Genomic DNA, 16,806 nt, shown 5'->3' with positions numbered 1-16,806 from the left:
ACGCGACGATTCATTGGTTACTCGCTAGTCGGGTAGTAGGTAGACGGCCGAGGCGCCGAAATTCGGTGCGTCCGGTCCGTAGTCGAAGTCGGGGTCGGAGTGAACCATCGTCGTGAAGTAGCCTCGGATGCAGCGTTCCTTCCCCTTGCACGGGGCATTCCATTCCTGCCCGGAGAAGTAGTACCCGGTGACGTGGAATGCTGCGTATCCGTAAACCCGGTACCAGCCGTTTCTGCCGTTTCCACCGGTGCTGCCTGCGTCGGCGTCGTCGAAGAGCGGGACGAGGATGGTCCGGTCCCGGATGGTGGAGAGATCGCACTGCTTAGGGGTGTTACCTGGTTCGCTGTCCGCCTGGGTGTCTATCCATGTCGTGGTGAAGCAGCTCTTCTTGGAATCCGATTCCAGCCAGCCGAAGCCGCCCGGCATGTTGTGTGAGGACTCCGGGTTTGAGCAGCTGCCCGCGGGCGTTGTGACGATCGTCTGCTCGATCCCCGACGGACGCCCGTTTATGGCACGTGCGTTGTAGTCGCAGAGGGAGATGATGAGCGGTAACGCTGCTGTTCCGCCGGTCGGGGCACCCCAGGCGGCGCTGGCGGTGGTGCTGATCTCGGTGGAATCGATCCCGAGCACCGGTGCGAACCAGTGCTGACGAACCGCCGAGTTGGTTACCGTCACTCGGCCACTCGTTACTGAGGGGATCGAGGCCAGACTCGCAACGGCGTCACCGGAGTTGCTGTTGAGCGTCGCGAACGTCTGGGCCGTGTCTAGTGGCGAATCGCAGGCCCCGCGGCCACAATCTTGCGCTATGGCCAACGCAGCGGCGTCGGCACCAGTTTGGAGTTGCTGCTTTTCGGCGTACGTCGCAGCCATGTCGAGGGAGATCGCCGCGAAACCGAGAAGCGGAACCATGAGGATGGCGACGATCACCGCGACCGCCCCGCGGTCGTCAGTTATCCGAAGCATCGCATGGTCCCCTTACCGGTGAGGGTGAGATTTCCGATGGGCAAGAGGCCCGAGACCGGTGTGAACGGGTAGGTGATGGTGACCGATGCCATTCCTGGTGTGGTCACATCGGAGGTGCAGCCCGTCGTGGGGGTGACGACGATCATCGAGTCGGTGAGGGGGAGGGTCTCTGCGGAGCTCTTGACCATGGTGAGCGCAGCAGTATGAGAATCCTGCAGCGCCATTACTCTCACACCGTCGCGTGCGGCATTGGAGAGGGTGGTCTGGACGTGGTAGGCGCGGCCGAATTCGAGAATTCCGATGACCAGGAGAAGGAGTATCGGAAGTATCAACGCGAATTCCACTGCGGCTGCTCCGCGGTCACGTGAGGACGTGAGCATTGCGGCGCCTGAGGGGGTGGGAGAGGGTGGGGGTCGGGATGCTGGGAACCACAGCCTCGGCGCAGCGCTAGGTTGTCGCTGTGCCGAGGCTGCGATATGCCACGGGGTCGGGTCAGCCGGCAGGCACAGTGACGTTGTCGAATTCGGTCCGACTGTCGAGCTCGTTGCTGGTCCCTGCGAACATGTCGCTGACCGTGTCGCCCAAGAAGACAACGGCGGCGATAATCGCAACGGCGATCAGGCCGACCATCAGCCCATATTCGACAGCGGTCGCGCCGCGGTCCTTGCGGTTGTCCAGGCGATCGGAGAAAAAGGCCTGCAGGGTGGCGAGAGCGTAGTACGCCTGGTTCATGACGAACCCTTTCTTGCGAGGGATCGAGCCCGTGGGCTCGCGGGGAGGGCGCCCCGCGGAGGGCCAGAGGAATCTGTGCGGGGACTGAGAAGAGTATGCATCTCCCTCTCAGGTTCCGCAAGCCTTTGGACAAGTTTGCGTAACGAACATCACACAGCGTGGCGAGTGCGGGCCGCGGAGGGGGTCTCGCTGTCGAGAGTTGCTGCAGGCCAGTAGTTCTAAATGGGAGCGGACGCGACAAAGGCGTGGCCGCCAGGGCGGTCGTCCGACTCAAGTGTTGGCGAATCAACAAAACACCAGGTCATTTAGCCAAGCGGGTGCTTATTTTGTGCTAGCGCTAAGCTTTGGCGTTCGCCCGGTGAGAACCACTGTCATCCAAGGCGGTTGCAGGGCCTGAGCCTCTGGGTAGCGTGACGGCCACGACGCCGTCCGAGGAGGTTCTGATGACCGCACGCACCGTGTCCACCGCCCGCCTTTCGCGCAGAAAAATGCCGCTCGTCGCCCTAGGCGCATCCGCGCTCGTTCTCGCTTCGTGCGGCACAGGAGAAGACTCGCCGGCCGCTCAGGGCGACGTCGAGCCGCAGGTGACCGCGACGACGACCGTGACCGAGGGCGGCATGAATGGTGGCGCCGGCGAGGGAGAGGTCTTCGCAGTTGCCGAGCTGGTCAACCCCGAGGGCGAGGCGCGCGGCACAGCGGAATTCGCCGAGACCGACAGCGGCACGATCGTCACCGTCGACGCCACCGAGCTCACGCCCGGGTTCCACGGCCTCCACATTCACGGCATCGGGCTTTGCGAGCCGGACAGTGAGAATCCCAACGAGCCGGGCGAGCGCGGAGCCTTCCTGTCCGCAGGCGGCCATCTCGCCGGCCCCGACGGCGAAGCGGGCCACCCCGAGCACGCCGGCGACCTCCCGCCGCTCTTCGTGACCGAGGACGGCTCGGCCCGCATCATGACGTTGACCGACCGGCTCGACCGCGACCTGCTGCTGGACGACGACGGCTCGGCCGTGATGATCCACGAGAACTCGGACAACCTCGCCAACATCCCCGAGCGCTACGCGCCCGACGGGCCAGACGAGGAGACCCGCAACGCCGGCGACGGCGGAAGCCGCGTCGCCTGCGGCGTCGTTACAGAGCAGAGCTGACTGGCGGCGCTGCTGAGCGGCAGGCCAGCGCCGGTGGCCGGCCCGCGGTCTCCGGCGTGCGAACACTGGTCAGCGGCTACTTCTGCCGCGCCACGCGACCCATGAGGTAGAACTCGTTGTTCGGACGCATGTCCGTGGCGTTGGCGAGCCGATTGCTCAAGCCGAACAGTCCGGTGATGGCGGCGATGTCCCACGCGTCCTCGTCGTCCAGGCCGTGCTCGTGCAGGGTGGCGAAGTCGGCGTCGCACAGCTCGTCCGAGCGCAGGTTGACCTTGGTGGCGAAGTCGCAGATCGCCCGCTCACGCGGAGTCAGATCGGCCTTGCGATAGTTCACCGCCAGCTGATCGGCGATCTGCGGGGACTTCTTCACGATGCGCAGGATCGCCCCGTGCGCGACCACACAGAACAGGCAGTTGTTCTGCCCGGAGATGGTCACCACGATCATCTCCTTGTCCGCCTTGGACAGGTTCCCCTCCCGCTCCATGAGCGCGTCGTGGTACGCGAAGAACGCCCGCGACTCGGCGGGCCGCCGCCCGAACATCAGGAATACCTCGGGCACGAACCCGGCCTTCTCCTGTTCGGCGAGGATGCGCTCGCGCAGGTCGTCGGGCAGGTCGGCGAGTTCGGCGAGGGGATAGCGGTCCGACACGGGGGCCTCCGGGCGTCGAGGGGTGAGGGGTGGGCTCAGCCTAAGGCCCCCATTCACTCATCGCGGGCGTTGTGACCGTCCCGCCCCCGCAGGCCCCCGACGAGTCAGGTGTCGAGGAGTCGGCCCCAGACGTGGACGTGCTCGATCTCCACCCAGGCGTCGACGCGCGGCCTGTCGCGGGCGGGGTAGGGCTCGCCCGTGTAGTGGCGGGCGAGGGCGTCGATGCCCGACAGGTCCGGGTCGTCGGTGATCTCGGTGACCCGGCCCTGGATGCTCGCGTGGGTGTACCAGTCGCCCGAGTCGATGACCGACAGCGCCACCCGCGGATCGCGGCGGATGTGCTGCAGCCGCACTCGGCCCGCGTCCAGGTTGAGGTGGATCTGATCGTCGACCAGCCGGTACCAGGTGGGCACGGTCACCGGCGAGCCGTCCTTGCGCAGCGTCGCCATCACGCACGGGTTGGGCTTGAGGAGCAGGTCGCGAACGTCGTCGTCCAGGCTGGAATCGGTCATGGCTGGGGTCCTTTCCTTGGGCGGCATGTTCCGTCCCCAGTGTGCGTCGTCAGGCCACGGTCGTCACCCGCTACCAGCCGGACACCCGCAGCTCGGTTGCGCCCGGCTCGCGCGCAGCGTCGGCTAAGGCGTCATCGAACTCGAAGGCAGCTACTTCGCCTCGGAGGGCGCCGGAATGCCCGCGGAGCGACCGCCGGGGCCGGCAAGGAGGGAGCCGACGGCCTCGAAGAGCAGAGGCTGTTCGGCGGCGGCGTCGAAGCCTGTCGGCGCCCCCACCTGGCCGGCGAACCCGTCGACCATCAGCATCACCCACCTCGCCAGCCGGGCCGCGCTCACATCGGTGCGCACGCTCCCGGTGTGCTGGGCCGCGGCCAGCCAGCGGGTGAGCCCGGCCCGCACGATACGGTCTTCTTCGGCCAGCGCGGCCGCGATGTCGTCGCGCCCGACCAGGCCGCTGACGGCGCCGATGAACCCCGCGGCCCGGGGGTCGGCCAGATCCGCCAGCGACCGGCGTACCCAGTCGAATACCACCTCTGACGCGTCGGACCGGCCGTCCTGGGCGTCGAAAAACTCCTGCGTCTCCCCGGCCCCTTCCTCGATGATCGCCACCACCAGTGAGTCCTTGGTGGGGAAGTAATGAAAGAACGTTCCCGAGCCGATGGACGCCTCCCGGCAGATCGCCGCGGTGGTGGCGCCGGCGTACCCGTGACGGGCGAGGATGGTCAGTCCGGCGTCGATGATGTGCAGCCGGCGGGCGCGGTGATGTTCCGGATCAACGGGGCGGGGCATGCGCTCAGCCTAGTTAATAGAGTGACCACTCTGCTAACGTCGAGCCATGTTGCCGCTGCGCCGTCGGATTCTCCCGCTGCTGTGCGTGTTCCTGGGGGCGCCGGTCGCGGCCGAATACCTGCAGGCCTACCTGCCGTTCACCGGCGAACTGTGGGCATCGCTGTTCGGCATCGTCTTCTTCGCGCCCCTTTACGGCGGCGCTGCACTGCTCATCCGGGAGGTCGGGGTGCGATACGGGATGGGCTGGCGGGGCACGCTGCTGCTCGCCGCGGCCTTCGGGCTGGCGATGACCGGCATCATCGACATGTCGATGTTCGGCGAGGAGCGGCCCGACGTGCCGTACTGGGCCGAACTGCGCGAACCGACCCTAATCGAACCGCTTGGCGTCAGCATCGCGGCCACCCTGAGCTGGACGCTCGGGCACGTCATGATGAGCGTGGGTGCCCCGCTGGCTCTGCTCTACGCGTTGGCGCCGGCCCATCGCGGGCGGCCGCTGCTCGGGAAGAAGGGCATTCCGCTCACCCTTTTCTGCGCGGCGGTCATCGCGCTCGCGGTCCATCAGGATGGGCAGCAGACGTACGGCTATTCGTTGTCTCCCGCTCGGGTGGCGGTCGTCCTCGCCGTCGTCGTCCTCCTCGTCGGCGCGGCGTTCGTCGCCCGGCACCGCCCCACCCGCGCGCCCTCGAACGCGGACGACGGCGGACCCGGCACGCAGGCCGAGGGATTCCCGCGCGCCGGTCACCCGCTGCCCGTCGCCGCCCTCGTAGCGTCCGGGTTGGTGGGGAAGGTCCTCGTCGACCTGGCGCCGTCGACGTGGCCCGGAGTGGCCGCCACGGTCGTGCTGGTCGCCTTCGCTGGCCTCGCACTGAGCAGAGCGTCGGTCCGGCGCCCCTGGGGTCCACGCGAGGTGGGATCGGTCGGCGTGGGGCTGGTCATCGGCGCGGTCCTCATCGGCTTCGCGGCGCCGGTGCCCGGTGGCGTGCCCGTCGCGGCCAAGATCGCGCAGAGCAGCGTCCTGCTGATCCTGGCCCTCGCGCTGCTCTGGCTGGTGATCCGCCGGACCGGCCCCGGCTACCGAAGCTCGGCGGCCGGCTCGGGCGCCTCCACCGGACGCGGCGCCACCGTCTCGTCCGAGGGCAGGAACCGGCCCGCCGCGAACTCGCGGCCGTAACCCTCGGCGAACTCGCCGTCGCTCCAGACCACCCGGCCGCCGATGATGGTCGCCGCGACCGCCCGGTCGTTGCGGTTGACCATCCGGCGGAGCCCGCCGAACTCGGGCATGGCTTCCTCGTGGTAGACGAGCGACTCGCCGTCGAGACCAGACGGGTCGATTACCACCACGTCGGCGCGTCGGCCCACCTCCAGGCGCCCCGCGTCGAGGCGGTAGAACTCGGCGAGCTCTCCGGTGAGTTTGCGCACGGCCTCCTCTATCGACAGGAACGGGCGGCCCTTGCGCTGGGCCTGGTGGACGCGCTCGAGCAGCCGGACCCCGAAGTTGTAGAAGGCCATGTTGCGCAGGTGCGCGCCGGCGTCTGAGAAGCCGATCGTCACGCCCGGAGTCCTCACGAGCCGGTTGGCGACCTTCTCCCGCGCGTTGGCAATGGTGGTGGTCCAGCGGAAGTCGGTGCCGTACTCCACCACCAGGTCGAGGTAGGCATCGGCCGGGTGAAGCCTGCGCGCCCGCGCCACGTCGCCGACCGTCTGGCCGACCAGAGACTCGTCGGGGCAGGCCACGATCAGCGCGTCGTCGAAGTCGCGGTGCCACACGCGCGGGCTGAACCGCTTCTCGAAGTCCTGCCGGAACCACCGTCGGTAGCTCTCCTGCTGCAGCAGCTCGTTTCGGGACACTTCGTCGGCCAGGTGCAGCGCCTCGCGGCCCGACCCGAACTCCTCAAAGACCACCAGGTCGATCCCGTCCGCCCACACCTTGAACGTGGTGGGCAGGTGCTGCCACACGAACCTGCCCCTGCCGAGGCTGTTGGCGGCCCAGGCGATGGGCCGGAAGATGCGGTTGACCCACGGCTCGGCCAGGGTGTCGGCGGCCGAGAGCAGCGAGACGCGCAGCGGCTTGCGGAACAGTCCGGTACTGGTGGCGGCGTAGAAGGCCACGTCGACCTTGGTGTTGAGGTTGGGCACGCCCTGCAGGACCCGGTCACGACGACGAAGAAGGCGGCTGATCCGGCGGAATTCGCCCCACGAGGCGTGCGTGGAGGGCAGCGTCCGCGAGCGGTAGCGGTCGCCGTCCATCTTGTCCCACGGGTTGGTCATGGTGGACACGCCCAGAAATCCGGCATCGAGCGCGGCGGTGATGCGCCGGTCGATCTCGCGCAGCTCCTCGCGGCTCGGGGCGTGCTTCGGATCCGTCGACCGGCCCAGGCCCATCACGGACGCGCGCACGTCGGAGTGGCCGAGGAACGACGCCACGTTGGGTCCGAGGGGGAGATCCTCGACGGCGCGCCGCCAAGCCGCGGGGTCGGACCAGGTCTTCTTCTCCTCGAGCGCCTGCAGGACCGAGTCGCGCGGCAGGGCCTCGACGCGGCTGAACAGGTCCGCCACGTCGACGGTGCCGGAGAAGACACCGGAGATCGAGCAGTTGCCCACCAGGACGGTGGTCACCCCGTGCCGCACGGACTCGCCCAGTCCCGGGGAGACGAGCAGCTCGACGTCGTAGTGGGTGTGGGTGTCCACGAAGCCCGGCGTCACCCACCGGCCCTCGGCCTCCACCACGCGCGTGGTGGGGGCCACGGGTAGCGGCGCGGCGCTGATCGCCGCGACGACGCCGTCGCGGATCCCGATGTCCGCGCGGACCCCGGGCGCGCCGGTGCCGTCGAACACCGTCCCGCCCCGGATCACGACGGCGAAGTCCGCTCGCGAGGCGGGGGCCGCGCCCGCGGCCGATTCAGCATTGCTCACGGGACGCTCCTCGGATTGTGATCTGCAACACAGTATGGACCAGTCTGCTCGGACAAGTGTCCATGTCCAGTCCGGGAGGCTCCCCCGGTGCGCCGGGCGCGACAAGTAGCGTTGCCGACATGACGACCCGCACGGAGCGCCTCGACGGCCTGCCGTTCACTCGCAAGCACCGCAGACTGCTGTTCGGTTCGGGCATCGGCTGGGCGCTCGACGCGATGGACGTGGGGCTGATCTCCTTCGTCATGGCGGCGCTCGCCGTCCACTGGTCGCTCACGCCCACCGAGCTGTCGTGGATCGGGTCCATCGGCTTCGTCGGCATGGCCCTGGGCGCCGCGTTCGGCGGCCTGCTCGCGGACAAGATCGGACGCCGGCAGGTCTTCGCCGCGACGCTCCTGGTCTACGGTCTGGCCACCGGCGCGGCGGCCCTGTCGACCGGCGTGGCGATGCTCATCGTCCTGCGCTTCATCGTGGGGCTGGGCCTGGGCGCCGAACTGCCCGTGGCGTCGACGCTGGTCAGCGAGTTCGCACCACGACGGATCCGCGGCCGCGTGGTGGTGATCCTCGAGGGGTTCTGGGCGGTCGGCTGGATCATGGCCGCGCTCATCGGTTACTTCGTGGTGCCCGTCGGCGACGACGGCTGGCGCTGGGCGCTCGCGGTGGGCCTGGTCCCGGCCGCGTACGCGCTGGTCGTGCGCTTCGGTCTGCCCGAGTCGGTGCGCTACCTCGAGTCACGTGGCCGTGTCGACGAGGCCGAGCGGATCGTCCGCGACTACGAGGCCTCCGCGGGAATCGAGGCGCCGGGCGCCGCGGCCGGGGCCGCCGCGCCGGCGACCGCTCAGCCCGACGCCGGAGACGCTCCGCCGGCGACGGCTCAGCCCGACGCCGAGGCCGCATCCGCCCCGGCCTCCGAGGCGGGCGAGTCCATCTGGTCACCGCGCCTGCGCCGCCGCACCGCCGCGCTGTGGATCGTGTGGTTCGGGATCAACTTCTCCTACTACGGCGCCTTCATCTGGCTGCCCAGCCTGCTCGTCTCGCAGGGCTTCGACCTGGTCAGATCGTTCGGCTATACGCTCATCATCACGCTGGCCCAGCTGCCGGGCTACGCGGTGGCCGCCTGGCTCATCGAGGTGTGGGGGCGGCGGGTCACGCTCGCGGTGTTCCTCGTCGGCTCGGCGGTCGCGGCCGGACTGTTCGGCCTGGCGGACTCCCCGGCCACGATCATCGCCGCAGGCATGGCGCTGTCGTTCTTCAACCTCGGCGCGTGGGGCGCCCTCTACGCGATCGGCCCGGAGCTCTACCCGACCGCCACCCGCGGGTCCGGCACCGGCGCGGCGGCGGCGTTCGGGCGGATCGCCTCCATCATCGCGCCGCTGCTCGTGCCGATCTTGCTCGATCTCGGTGACACGGTGATGGTCTTCGGCGTGTTCGCGGCGGCCTTCGTCGTCGCCGCCCTGGCCGCCTTCAGTCTCCCCGAGCGCAAGGGCGTCGCGCTCGAGGACACCTGACCCCCGCGCCGGGTCACGGCGCGCCGGGCCGGGCCGCGCCCGCTGGGGCCGGGCACGGCGCTCAGTCGTGCTTCTCGCGCCCGTCGCCCAGCTCGCGGATCCGCTCGGACGCCGCGCGCAGGCGCTCCTCGCGCGCCTTCTCGTCGGCCTTCTTCAGCTTCTCGTACGTCTTCTCGTCGGAATCGGTGAACCGCAGCACCAGCCGCGGGATCCCCAGCGTGAGCACCAGCGACGGCCACACCATCCACGCGTACTGCCAGTCCACCACGATCTGCAGGACGAGAAACGTGATGAGCGTCAGTCCGATCACCACCCCGTCCAGCGACTCGACCAGTTTCCCGCGGCGGCGCAGGTCCTCGAGATCGGCGTCGGCGTCGCGGGTGGCCGGCGTCCGCGCGCCGGTGGGAGTCGGCGCGAGGGGCGATGACGGCGACGACGACGAGAGCACGATCTCGCCACCGCCCGCCGTGGCCGACTGGACGATCAGGCCGTCGACCGACGTCAGCGGCGTCCCGCCCGGTAGGTCGGCGAACGAGCCGCGCAGCTGGCCGAGTGTGCGGGCCGCGGCCACGTCGGCGGACCGGGCGTGGAACTGCGAGTCGTCCAGGCGCCCGGACGCGTAGTGGTCGCCGAGCACGGTGAGGGCGTGCAGCCGCTCGGCGTCGGAGAGCAGCAGGTCGTCGGGCTCGGCCATGCCTCCAAGGCTATGACCGGCCACGACGCAGCGCCATAGGGGTTCTCCCCGAATCGGCCCCCCGGGTCCGGACATCGCGGGGCGCCGCGCTCAGGAACCGGGGGCCGCCGCGCTCAGAAATCGCCCGGCGCCACCTGGAGGCACGTCAGGCCGAGACCGCGCCACATCTCCACCACTCGGGAGCGGTCCTCGAGCACGCACAGCACGCGGTACCGGGGCTCGATGTGACGACGATATAGCTCCTTCTTGACCACGACGTCCGGCCGACGGTCCCCCACCGCCCGCAGGTACACGGCGTCGATCGGGACGCCGAGATGCCGCTCCAGCCAGGCACTCGTGTCCGCTCGGGCGGCCTCCGTGCGCCCGGACACCACTATCAGCCGATGCCCATCCCGGTACAGGGCGCGCACCACCGCGATGATGTCGCTGTTCGGCAGGTCGGCGGAGACGGTCGACTCGTCGTAGGGACTACGGCCGTCGGCCACCGCGATCGTGCCGTCGACGTCCACCAGGACGGCCGAGGCGCGGCTCACGCCCGGTCGGCGACCCCGCCCGCTCCCTGATGGTCGGCGCAGTGGGCGCAACAGAAGATGGTGCCGTCCACCTCGACCCCGTGGCCGAGGATCCGGCAGCCGCAGTGGGAGCAGGTCGGTGCCAGGGCGTGGGCCGCGCACTCGAAGCTGTCGAAGGTCCCGGAGCGATCGCCCTGGGTGATGGTGAAGGCCTTGTCGTAGTCGTTACCGCAGGTATCGCAGGTGGCCATGATGTCCTCCTCGTCGCGCGGGTCTGTTGATGTGGCCACCGTAAACCGAAGTGCCGTGGGTCACAACCGCGGTGGCGGGGCGTTGCGACGGCTCCTACCGTGGAAAGCGCCGAGCACATCGGTGCCGCACGTTCGACAGTCGACAGATATCGGGAGGTATCAGCATGACCACCGAACCGCAGAGCCCCGTCAAGGATCGGAACTACAACCTCATCGCCGTCATGGAGGCCTCGCTCAAGATGGCGTGGCAGCTCAACGAGTACATCGAGGACGCCGAGTCCGCCGGTGACACCGAGCTGGCCGACTGGTTCCGCCGCATCCAGGAGAACGACCTCAAGGCTGGCGAGCAGGGCAAGAAACTGCTCGCGAAGCGGCTGCAGGACGAGACCGCCTGACCGGAGCCCGGGGGCGCTGTCACGTTCCGGGGTGCTCGTGCGTCGACAAGGCATGAGCACATCACAGAGCAGGAACGACCAGCGCAAACAGGTCAGCGGAGGCGCCATGACGTCGATGCTGGCGCTCGAGGCCTACACCCGGGCCCGGGTCTCACGGGAGGACAGTCACCTCATCCGCCTGCGCGTCTCGGCGGTCAACGGCTGCCGATACTGCGCGGCCATGCACCGCCGGGACGCGCGCAGAGACGACTGGAGCGCCGACAAGATCGCGGCCGTCGAGGACTGGACCGCCCATGCCGACGAGTTCGAGGTGGACGAGCAGGCCGTGTTGCGGTTCGCCGACGCCGTCACCCGCATCGACGGCGAGGAGTCGGTCCCCGACGAGGTGTGGAACGAGGTGGCGCGCTACCGCGGTGAGAGCGGGGCTGGACAGGTGCTGATGGACATCGTCACCATCAACGCATGGAACCGCATAGCGATCGCCACCCGCAAGGACCCGGGGTCGCTTCGCGGGCTGATCCCGAGCGACCTCGAGCCGATGAGTGCGCGATGACCACGGGCGTCCTCGCCGGAACCGGTTCGTCGACCGGCGAGCAGGCCGCCGCGCCCGGCGCGATCCTGCCCGACCGGGCAGCGCTCGAGCGGATCCGCGGACGGCTGCTCGGGATCGGCTACCGCATCACCGGCACCTGGGCTGACGCCGAGGACGCCGCCGACGAGGCCCTCGCCCGACTCGTGACACTCGACCCGGCGGACGCGCCCCGCAACACCGAGGCGTGGCTGACCACCGTCGCGACCCGCCTGTGCCTGGACCGCCTCCGGCGACGGAAGCGCGAGGACTACATCGGGGCCTGGCTGCCCGAACCCGTCGACACCGCGCTGCTGCCGGCCGAGCTGGCCGAACAGCGAGACCAGCTGCGGATCGCGGTCCTGCTGGCGTACGAGCAGCTCGGGGCCGACGAGCGCGCGGCGTTCGTCCTGCGTGAGGCCTACGAACTGCCCTACGCGGAGATAGCCGAGGCGCTGCACGCCGCCGTGCCCACCGTGCGGCAGTGGGTCAGCCGCGCCCGACACAGGTTGCAGACCGACCTGCGGCCGCCCGAGCCCGCGCCGGATGAGCTGATCGCCAGGCTCGTGGAGGCGGTGATGTCCGGCGACCTCGAGCAGACGATCGCCGTGCTCACGTCGGACGCGCGGGCCCTGTCGGACGGAGGCGGCAAGGTCAACGCGGCCCGACGCGACATCGTCGGGGCCCGCAAGTGTGCGTACTTCCTGGTCAAGGCCATGGAGCTCGCCGAGGGTGCGGTCGCACCGGTCGAGGTCAACGGTGAGGTCGCACTGGCCGTGGCGTCGCGCGGGGTCCTGCGCGTGGTGCAGGTCGGAGTGGTGGACGGCCGCGTGGACCGCCTGTACTTCCACAGCAACCCGGACAAGCTCACGCGCCTGGCCGTTCCCGAGGGATTCGCGGCGGGCGGCTGACTCCGCCCGCCGCCCTCCGCCCGCCACCCGCCGCGCATCGCCGGTCGTCCGCCACCTGTCCCCGGGTGCCTCCGGCGAGCGGGGAGTGCCGGGTCTACTCTCTCGACATGGTCTCGACGATCCCGGGCGTCCTGTCCTCGGGCGCACGGACAGTCCGCGCGGTCACGTACAGCTCACCGGCGCGCTCGGCGCTGCTGGCGTTCGCCGCGGCGATCGCGGTCTTCACGGTGCTGCTGATGATGCCGTGGGCCAGCGCCTCCGACGACCCGGCGCACCTGCACGACGCGGTCTTCACCGCCACCTCCGCGGTGTCCGTGACCGGCCTGACGACGGTGGACACCGCGACGCACTGGTCCCCGGCGGGCCAGGTGGTGATCCTCGCGGGCATCCAGGTCGGCGGTCTGGGGATCGTGACCATCTCGTCTCTGCTGGCACTGTCGGTCACCAGGCAGTTCGGCGTCCGCACGCGGCTCCTCGCGCAGACGGGGATGTCAGCGGGTGGGCTGGGGGAGGTCCGATCGCTTATCACGACGATCGTCGTGTCCTCCGCTCTGGTGGAACTGGTCATCGCACTGGTCCTCGCCCCCCGCCTCATCGCCCACCAGGGGTCGTTCGGGGACGGGCTCTGGCACGCCGTCTTCTATGCGGTCTCCGCGTTCAACAACGCCGGCTTCGTCCTCAACCCCGAGGGTCTGGCACCGGTGGCAGAAGATCCGGTCGTGTTCTGGGCGCTCATCTGCGCCGTGTTCCTGGGCAGCCTCGGCTTTCCCGTTCTCCTGGTGCTGTGGAAGCACCAGTGGCATCTCGGGCGCTGGAACCTTCACACGCGACTCACGGTCGAGGTCAGTGTGCTCCTGATGCTCATCGGAGCTCTGGGGTTCGCCGCGTTGGAGTGGAGCAACGGTGCCACCCTCGGCGGCGACAGTGTGGCCGACAAGTTCCAGCAGTCGGTGTTCGCCTCGGTGATGATGCGGTCCGGAGGATTCGCCGTCATCGATCCCGTCGACACCAGGGCGTCGACCATGCTCATCACCGACGCGTTGATGTTCGTCGGTGGCGGTTCGGCGTCGACCGCCGGCGGCGTCAAGGTCACCACCCTTGCTGTGATCTTCCTGGCGTTCCTCGCTGAAGCCCGCGGTCGGGAGGACACCACCGCCCACGGGCGGGCACTGCCCACCTCCTCGATCCGGGTCGCCGTCTCCGTGGCCGGGATGGGCCTCACCCTGGTAGCCGTGTCCGCCCTGACCTTGATGATCCTCACCGGCGAGGACCTGGGGCGGCCTCTGTTCGAGTCCATCTCCGCCTTCGCCACCTGCGGGCTGAGTTCAGGTCTCAGCGCTGAACTCGAGCCGGCGGGGGTGTACGTTCTGTCCGGGCTGATGTTCGCCGGCCGAGTCGGCATCATCACCTTCGCCACCGCGCTGACCATGCGAGCCCAGCGGACCCGGTACCGCCTACCTTTAGAGAGGCCGATCATTGGCTGATCGCACCCGTCGCCAGTCTCCAGTCCTCATCGTCGGACTGGGCAGGTTCGGCATCTCCCTGGCCACCCAACTCGTCGACCAGGGGCGCGAGGTCCTCGCCGTCGAACGCGACCACGGACTCGTACAGAGGTACGCGGACGCCCTGACCCACGTCGTCGAGGCGGACGCCACGGACATCGAGGCGCTACAACAGCTCGGCGCCCAGGACTTCTCCACCGCCGTCGTGGGAGTCGGCACGTCGATCGAGTCGTCCGTGCTGGTCGCGGTGAACCTCGTCGACCTCGGTATCAACCAGGTCTGGGCCAAGGCGATCAATCAGGCTCACGGGAAGATCCTCACCCGTATCGGCTGCCACCACGTCGTGTTCCCCGAACACGACGCCGGGGTCCGGGTCGCCCACCTCGTGGCCAATCAGATGATGGACTTCATCGAGTTCGACGAGAGCTTCGCCATCGTCAAGATGCGCCCACCGAGGGACGTCATCGGCCACTCGATCGACTACTGCCATCCCCGCAGACGGCACAAGGTCAACATCGTCGGCATCAAGGCCCCGGGCGGTCCGTTCCGGTTCGCACAGCCGGAAACCATCATCGGCGCAGACGACGTCATCATCGTCTCCGGACACGTTCGCGACCTCGAACGCTTCGCCGACTATTCCGAACAGAAGCGGTGAGGGCTCGGCTGACGTCGCGGTCGGACTAGCGGGCCACCCACATGGCCAGCTCGTTGCCGCCCGGCTCGCGGAAGTGGAAGCGGCAGCCACCGGGGAAGTCGATCGGCCCGAACGTCACCACGCCGCCGGCCTCCTCGACCCGCTGACGTGCCTCGTCGAGGTCGGCCACGCGGATGACGAGCAGCGGGGCGGGGGACTGTTCGTCGATGTCGCCCTGGATGCCCACGTCCACGCCGCCTCCCATCAGGCTGGTGAACGAGGTCCCGTAGACCGTGGGCGACCAGCCGCACACGGACTCCAGGAACTCGGCGGTCGCGGGCATGGAGGTGCTGGGGAACTCGATTGAGGTGATCTCGAGCGGCGTCCTCTTGTTCACGGTGCAGACGCTACGCGGGCTCACGTTCGGGCGGGAGTGATTTCCCGGCCTCCCATCGCTCGAGCAGCTCCGCCGCGGCGGCCCGCGGATCCGGGGCGGCCATGATCGCCGAGACCACACAGATCCCGTCCAGCTCGGTGGCCGCCAGCTGCGCGGCGGTCGTCGGCGTGATCCCGCCGATCCCGACTGCGCGGACACCGCCGCGGACCGAGCCGTGAGCGTGCGCGGCACGGGCGAGACGGTCCGCCCCTTCCGGCCCGAGCGCGGCGGCGGTATCGGTCTTTGTCGCCGTGGCCCACACCGGGCTCACCCCGATCACGTCCGGCACCGGCCCCGGGCCCGCCAGCGCGGCGGCGAGTTGGGGGTCCGACTCGATCGACAGCCCCACCATCAGGTCGTCCGGCATCGCCGCGCGGGCCCGGGCGAACGGCATGTCCCGCTGCCCGACGTGCAGGTGCAGCCCCAGCTCGCGCGCGACGTCCAGCCTGTCGTTGACGAACACCGGGACGACCCGGCCCGTCTCGGTGCAGGCCCTCGCGACGGCCTCGGCGACGGCGACGGCATGAGTGGCGAACTCGTCGTCGTCGCCCTCCTTGTCCCGGACCTGGACCACGCCCACCCCGCCGAGCACCGCCTCGTACGCGATCCCCGGCACGGCGTCGCGCCCGCCGCCGAGGTGCGGATCGGTGACCAGGTAGAGCCGCCAGTCGACGCCGGCGCCGCGGTCGGGCTGAGCCTCGCCCACGGCGTGGTCGGGCCGCGCGTCGCTCACTCCGTCGTCACCGTGACCAGGCCCGCGATGTCCTCGGGGGTGAGCGTGTAGAGCGCGTCGAGCCACGCCACCGCGAAGCTGCCGGGCCCCGCGGACGTGCGGCCGGCGACCGTCCCCGCTGCCCCGGCGTGGGCGTGGGCGGCGACCACCGCGTCGTGGTCGTCGGCACCGGCCGCGCGCGCCGCACCGAGGTAGGCCGCGGTGAGCGCGCCCAGGGCGCACCCCGTGCCGATGACCTTCTGCAGCAACGGGTGGCCCGACTCGACCCAGGTGGCGCGCTCGAGGCCGTCGTGATGTGTGACGACGAGGTCCCGCGGCCCCGTCACCGCCACCACCGCACCGGACCGCGCGGAGAGATCCCGGGCGGCGGGCGCGGCGGCGGCCACCTCCTCGGTCGAGTCCACGCCCCGGCCGCCCGCCCCCGTGCCGGCGAGCGCGATGGTCTCGGAGGCGTTGGCCCGGATCGCGGCCGGCCCCGACTCCAACCACTCGGTGGACAGGCGTGTCCGCAGCACGAGTCCGCCCACCGCGACCGGGTCCAACACCCACGGGGTCCCGGCCTCGCGGGCCGAGGCGATCGCGGCGTGCATTCCCTCGACCTGCTCGGCGGTCGGGTTGCCGACGTTGACGAGCACGCCCGAGGCGATCGCGGCGAAGTCGCCGGCCTCGTCCGGGTGATCGACCATCGCGGGCGCCGCGCCCGAGGCGAGCAGCACGTCGGCGGTGATCTGACGGACCACAGAGTTGGTCAGGCAGTGCACGAGCGGGCCCGTCTCGCGCATCAGGGACACCAGGCGGGCGACGTCGACGGGGCTTTCGGCAGGGCTGGCATCGGGGCCGGCGTCGGGGCGATCAGCGGCGGTGCCGGCGTCGGGGCGGTCAGCGGCGGTGGGCATGCCCCCAGTGTGCCCCCGCCCGGCCGCTACAGGAATAGCGCGCCGCGGGGCCGGGTTGCACCC

The 16,806-nt window shown here is 69.9% G+C and carries 21 protein-coding genes; 8 read left to right on the top strand and 13 right to left on the bottom strand.

What is annotated here, in order from left to right:
* Positions 1-24: 24 nt before the first annotated feature.
* From A6035_RS15930 to A6035_RS15920, 3 genes are all read right to left on the bottom strand, one after another.
* Positions 25-927 (bottom strand): pilus assembly protein TadG-related protein, encoded by a 903-nt coding sequence (locus tag A6035_RS15930; protein ID WP_235026636.1) that lies wholly within the window; start codon positions 925-927, stop codon positions 25-27.
* Positions 928-950: 23 nt separating this feature from the next.
* On the bottom strand, positions 951-1,307 hold the full coding sequence (locus tag A6035_RS15925; protein WP_235026637.1) for a TadE/TadG family type IV pilus assembly protein: 357 nt from the start codon (positions 1,305-1,307) through the stop codon (positions 951-953).
* 148 nt (positions 1,308-1,455) lie between these two features.
* Complete coding sequence (locus A6035_RS15920) at positions 1,456-1,695, bottom strand: Flp family type IVb pilin (protein ID WP_108848737.1); 240 nt, start codon at positions 1,693-1,695, stop codon at positions 1,456-1,458.
* Between the two features lie 443 nt (positions 1,696-2,138).
* Here A6035_RS15920 and A6035_RS15915 point away from each other — a divergent pair, with 443 nt between their 5' ends.
* Positions 2,139-2,843 (top strand): superoxide dismutase family protein, encoded by a 705-nt coding sequence (locus A6035_RS15915; protein ID WP_108848736.1) that lies wholly within the window; start codon positions 2,139-2,141, stop codon positions 2,841-2,843.
* 76 nt (positions 2,844-2,919) lie between these two features.
* Here A6035_RS15915 and A6035_RS15910 read toward each other — a convergent pair whose 3' ends face one another.
* From A6035_RS15910 to A6035_RS15900, 3 genes are all read right to left on the bottom strand, one after another.
* A complete protein-coding gene (locus A6035_RS15910; protein ID WP_108848735.1) occupies positions 2,920-3,492 on the bottom strand; it encodes a peroxidase-related enzyme in 573 nt (190 codons plus the stop codon).
* A gap of 104 nt (positions 3,493-3,596) precedes the next feature.
* Complete coding sequence (locus A6035_RS15905) at positions 3,597-4,004, bottom strand: PPOX class F420-dependent oxidoreductase (RefSeq protein WP_108848734.1); 408 nt, start codon at positions 4,002-4,004, stop codon at positions 3,597-3,599.
* A 150-nt stretch (positions 4,005-4,154) separates the two neighbouring features.
* Positions 4,155-4,793, bottom strand: a complete 639-nt coding sequence (locus A6035_RS15900; protein WP_108848733.1) for a TetR/AcrR family transcriptional regulator — start codon at positions 4,791-4,793, stop codon at positions 4,155-4,157.
* 46 nt (positions 4,794-4,839) lie between these two features.
* Between A6035_RS15900 and A6035_RS15895 the strand changes: the two genes are divergently transcribed.
* On the top strand, positions 4,840-5,964 hold the full coding sequence (locus A6035_RS15895; RefSeq protein ID WP_108848732.1) for a hypothetical protein: 1,125 nt from the start codon (positions 4,840-4,842) through the stop codon (positions 5,962-5,964).
* On the opposite strand, the gene A6035_RS15890 is transcribed toward A6035_RS15895, so the two are convergent.
* Complete coding sequence (locus tag A6035_RS15890) at positions 5,865-7,706, bottom strand: N-acyl-D-amino-acid deacylase family protein (protein WP_108848731.1); 1,842 nt, start codon at positions 7,704-7,706, stop codon at positions 5,865-5,867. The two genes, A6035_RS15895 and A6035_RS15890, sit on opposite strands and share 100 nt — an antisense overlap.
* 119 nt (positions 7,707-7,825) lie before the next feature.
* On the opposite strand from A6035_RS15890, the gene A6035_RS15885 reads away from it, so the two are divergent.
* Positions 7,826-9,211, top strand: a complete 1,386-nt coding sequence (locus A6035_RS15885) for an MFS transporter (protein WP_108848730.1) — start codon at positions 7,826-7,828, stop codon at positions 9,209-9,211.
* A 61-nt stretch (positions 9,212-9,272) separates the two neighbouring features.
* Here the strand turns inward: A6035_RS15885 and A6035_RS15880 are convergent, their stop codons facing one another.
* From A6035_RS15880 to A6035_RS15870, 3 genes are all read right to left on the bottom strand, one after another.
* On the bottom strand, positions 9,273-9,905 hold the full coding sequence (locus tag A6035_RS15880; RefSeq protein WP_108848729.1) for a DUF1707 SHOCT-like domain-containing protein: 633 nt from the start codon (positions 9,903-9,905) through the stop codon (positions 9,273-9,275).
* Between the two features lie 113 nt (positions 9,906-10,018).
* The gene (locus A6035_RS15875) at positions 10,019-10,438 is read right to left on the bottom strand and encodes a phosphatase domain-containing protein (RefSeq protein WP_108848728.1); all 420 of its coding nucleotides are present in this window, start codon (positions 10,436-10,438) and stop codon (positions 10,019-10,021) included.
* Positions 10,435-10,668 (bottom strand): hypothetical protein, encoded by a 234-nt coding sequence (locus A6035_RS15870; protein WP_108848727.1) that lies wholly within the window; start codon positions 10,666-10,668, stop codon positions 10,435-10,437. Before A6035_RS15870 ends, A6035_RS15875 begins: the two co-directional genes overlap by 4 nt.
* A 164-nt stretch (positions 10,669-10,832) precedes the next feature.
* Here A6035_RS15870 and A6035_RS15865 point away from each other — a divergent pair, with 164 nt between their 5' ends.
* From A6035_RS15865 to A6035_RS15845, 5 genes are all read left to right on the top strand, one after another.
* The gene (locus tag A6035_RS15865; RefSeq protein WP_108848726.1) at positions 10,833-11,063 is read left to right on the top strand and encodes a hypothetical protein; all 231 of its coding nucleotides are present in this window, start codon (positions 10,833-10,835) and stop codon (positions 11,061-11,063) included.
* A 52-nt stretch (positions 11,064-11,115) separates the two neighbouring features.
* Positions 11,116-11,616, top strand: a complete 501-nt coding sequence (locus A6035_RS15860) for a carboxymuconolactone decarboxylase family protein (RefSeq protein ID WP_108848725.1) — start codon at positions 11,116-11,118, stop codon at positions 11,614-11,616.
* A complete protein-coding gene (locus A6035_RS15855; RefSeq protein WP_108848724.1) occupies positions 11,613-12,542 on the top strand; it encodes a sigma-70 family RNA polymerase sigma factor in 930 nt (309 codons plus the stop codon). Before A6035_RS15860 ends, A6035_RS15855 begins: the two co-directional genes overlap by 4 nt.
* Before the next feature lie 107 nt (positions 12,543-12,649).
* On the top strand, positions 12,650-14,026 hold the full coding sequence (locus A6035_RS15850) for a TrkH family potassium uptake protein (protein WP_108848723.1): 1,377 nt from the start codon (positions 12,650-12,652) through the stop codon (positions 14,024-14,026).
* Positions 14,019-14,699: a potassium channel family protein gene (locus A6035_RS15845; RefSeq protein ID WP_108848722.1), complete on the top strand. Its 681-nt coding sequence runs from the start codon at positions 14,019-14,021 to the stop codon at positions 14,697-14,699. The genes A6035_RS15850 and A6035_RS15845 overlap by 8 nt, the downstream gene beginning before the upstream one ends.
* A 25-nt stretch (positions 14,700-14,724) precedes the next feature.
* On the opposite strand, the gene A6035_RS15840 is transcribed toward A6035_RS15845, so the two are convergent.
* Genes A6035_RS15840 through thiM form a run of 3 tightly spaced genes read right to left on the bottom strand, consistent with a single transcriptional unit; the run spans position 14,725 to position 16,743 of the window.
* A complete protein-coding gene (locus A6035_RS15840) occupies positions 14,725-15,075 on the bottom strand; it encodes a VOC family protein (RefSeq protein WP_108848721.1) in 351 nt (116 codons plus the stop codon).
* Positions 15,076-15,085: 10 nt separating this feature from the next.
* On the bottom strand, positions 15,086-15,847 hold the full coding sequence (thiE, locus tag A6035_RS15835; protein ID WP_108848720.1) for a thiamine phosphate synthase: 762 nt from the start codon (positions 15,845-15,847) through the stop codon (positions 15,086-15,088).
* The gene (gene thiM / locus A6035_RS15830) at positions 15,844-16,743 is read right to left on the bottom strand and encodes a hydroxyethylthiazole kinase (RefSeq protein WP_108848719.1); all 900 of its coding nucleotides are present in this window, start codon (positions 16,741-16,743) and stop codon (positions 15,844-15,846) included. The genes thiE and thiM overlap by 4 nt, the downstream gene beginning before the upstream one ends.
* Positions 16,744-16,806: the final 63 nt, after the last annotated feature.

Origin of the sequence: Dietzia lutea, assembly GCF_003096075.1 — a bacterium.
GTDB classification, from domain to species: domain Bacteria; phylum Actinomycetota; class Actinomycetes; order Mycobacteriales; family Mycobacteriaceae; genus Dietzia; species Dietzia lutea.
Note: the sequence above shows the minus strand (reverse complement) of the source record. Positions and strands in the feature narration are given on the sequence as shown.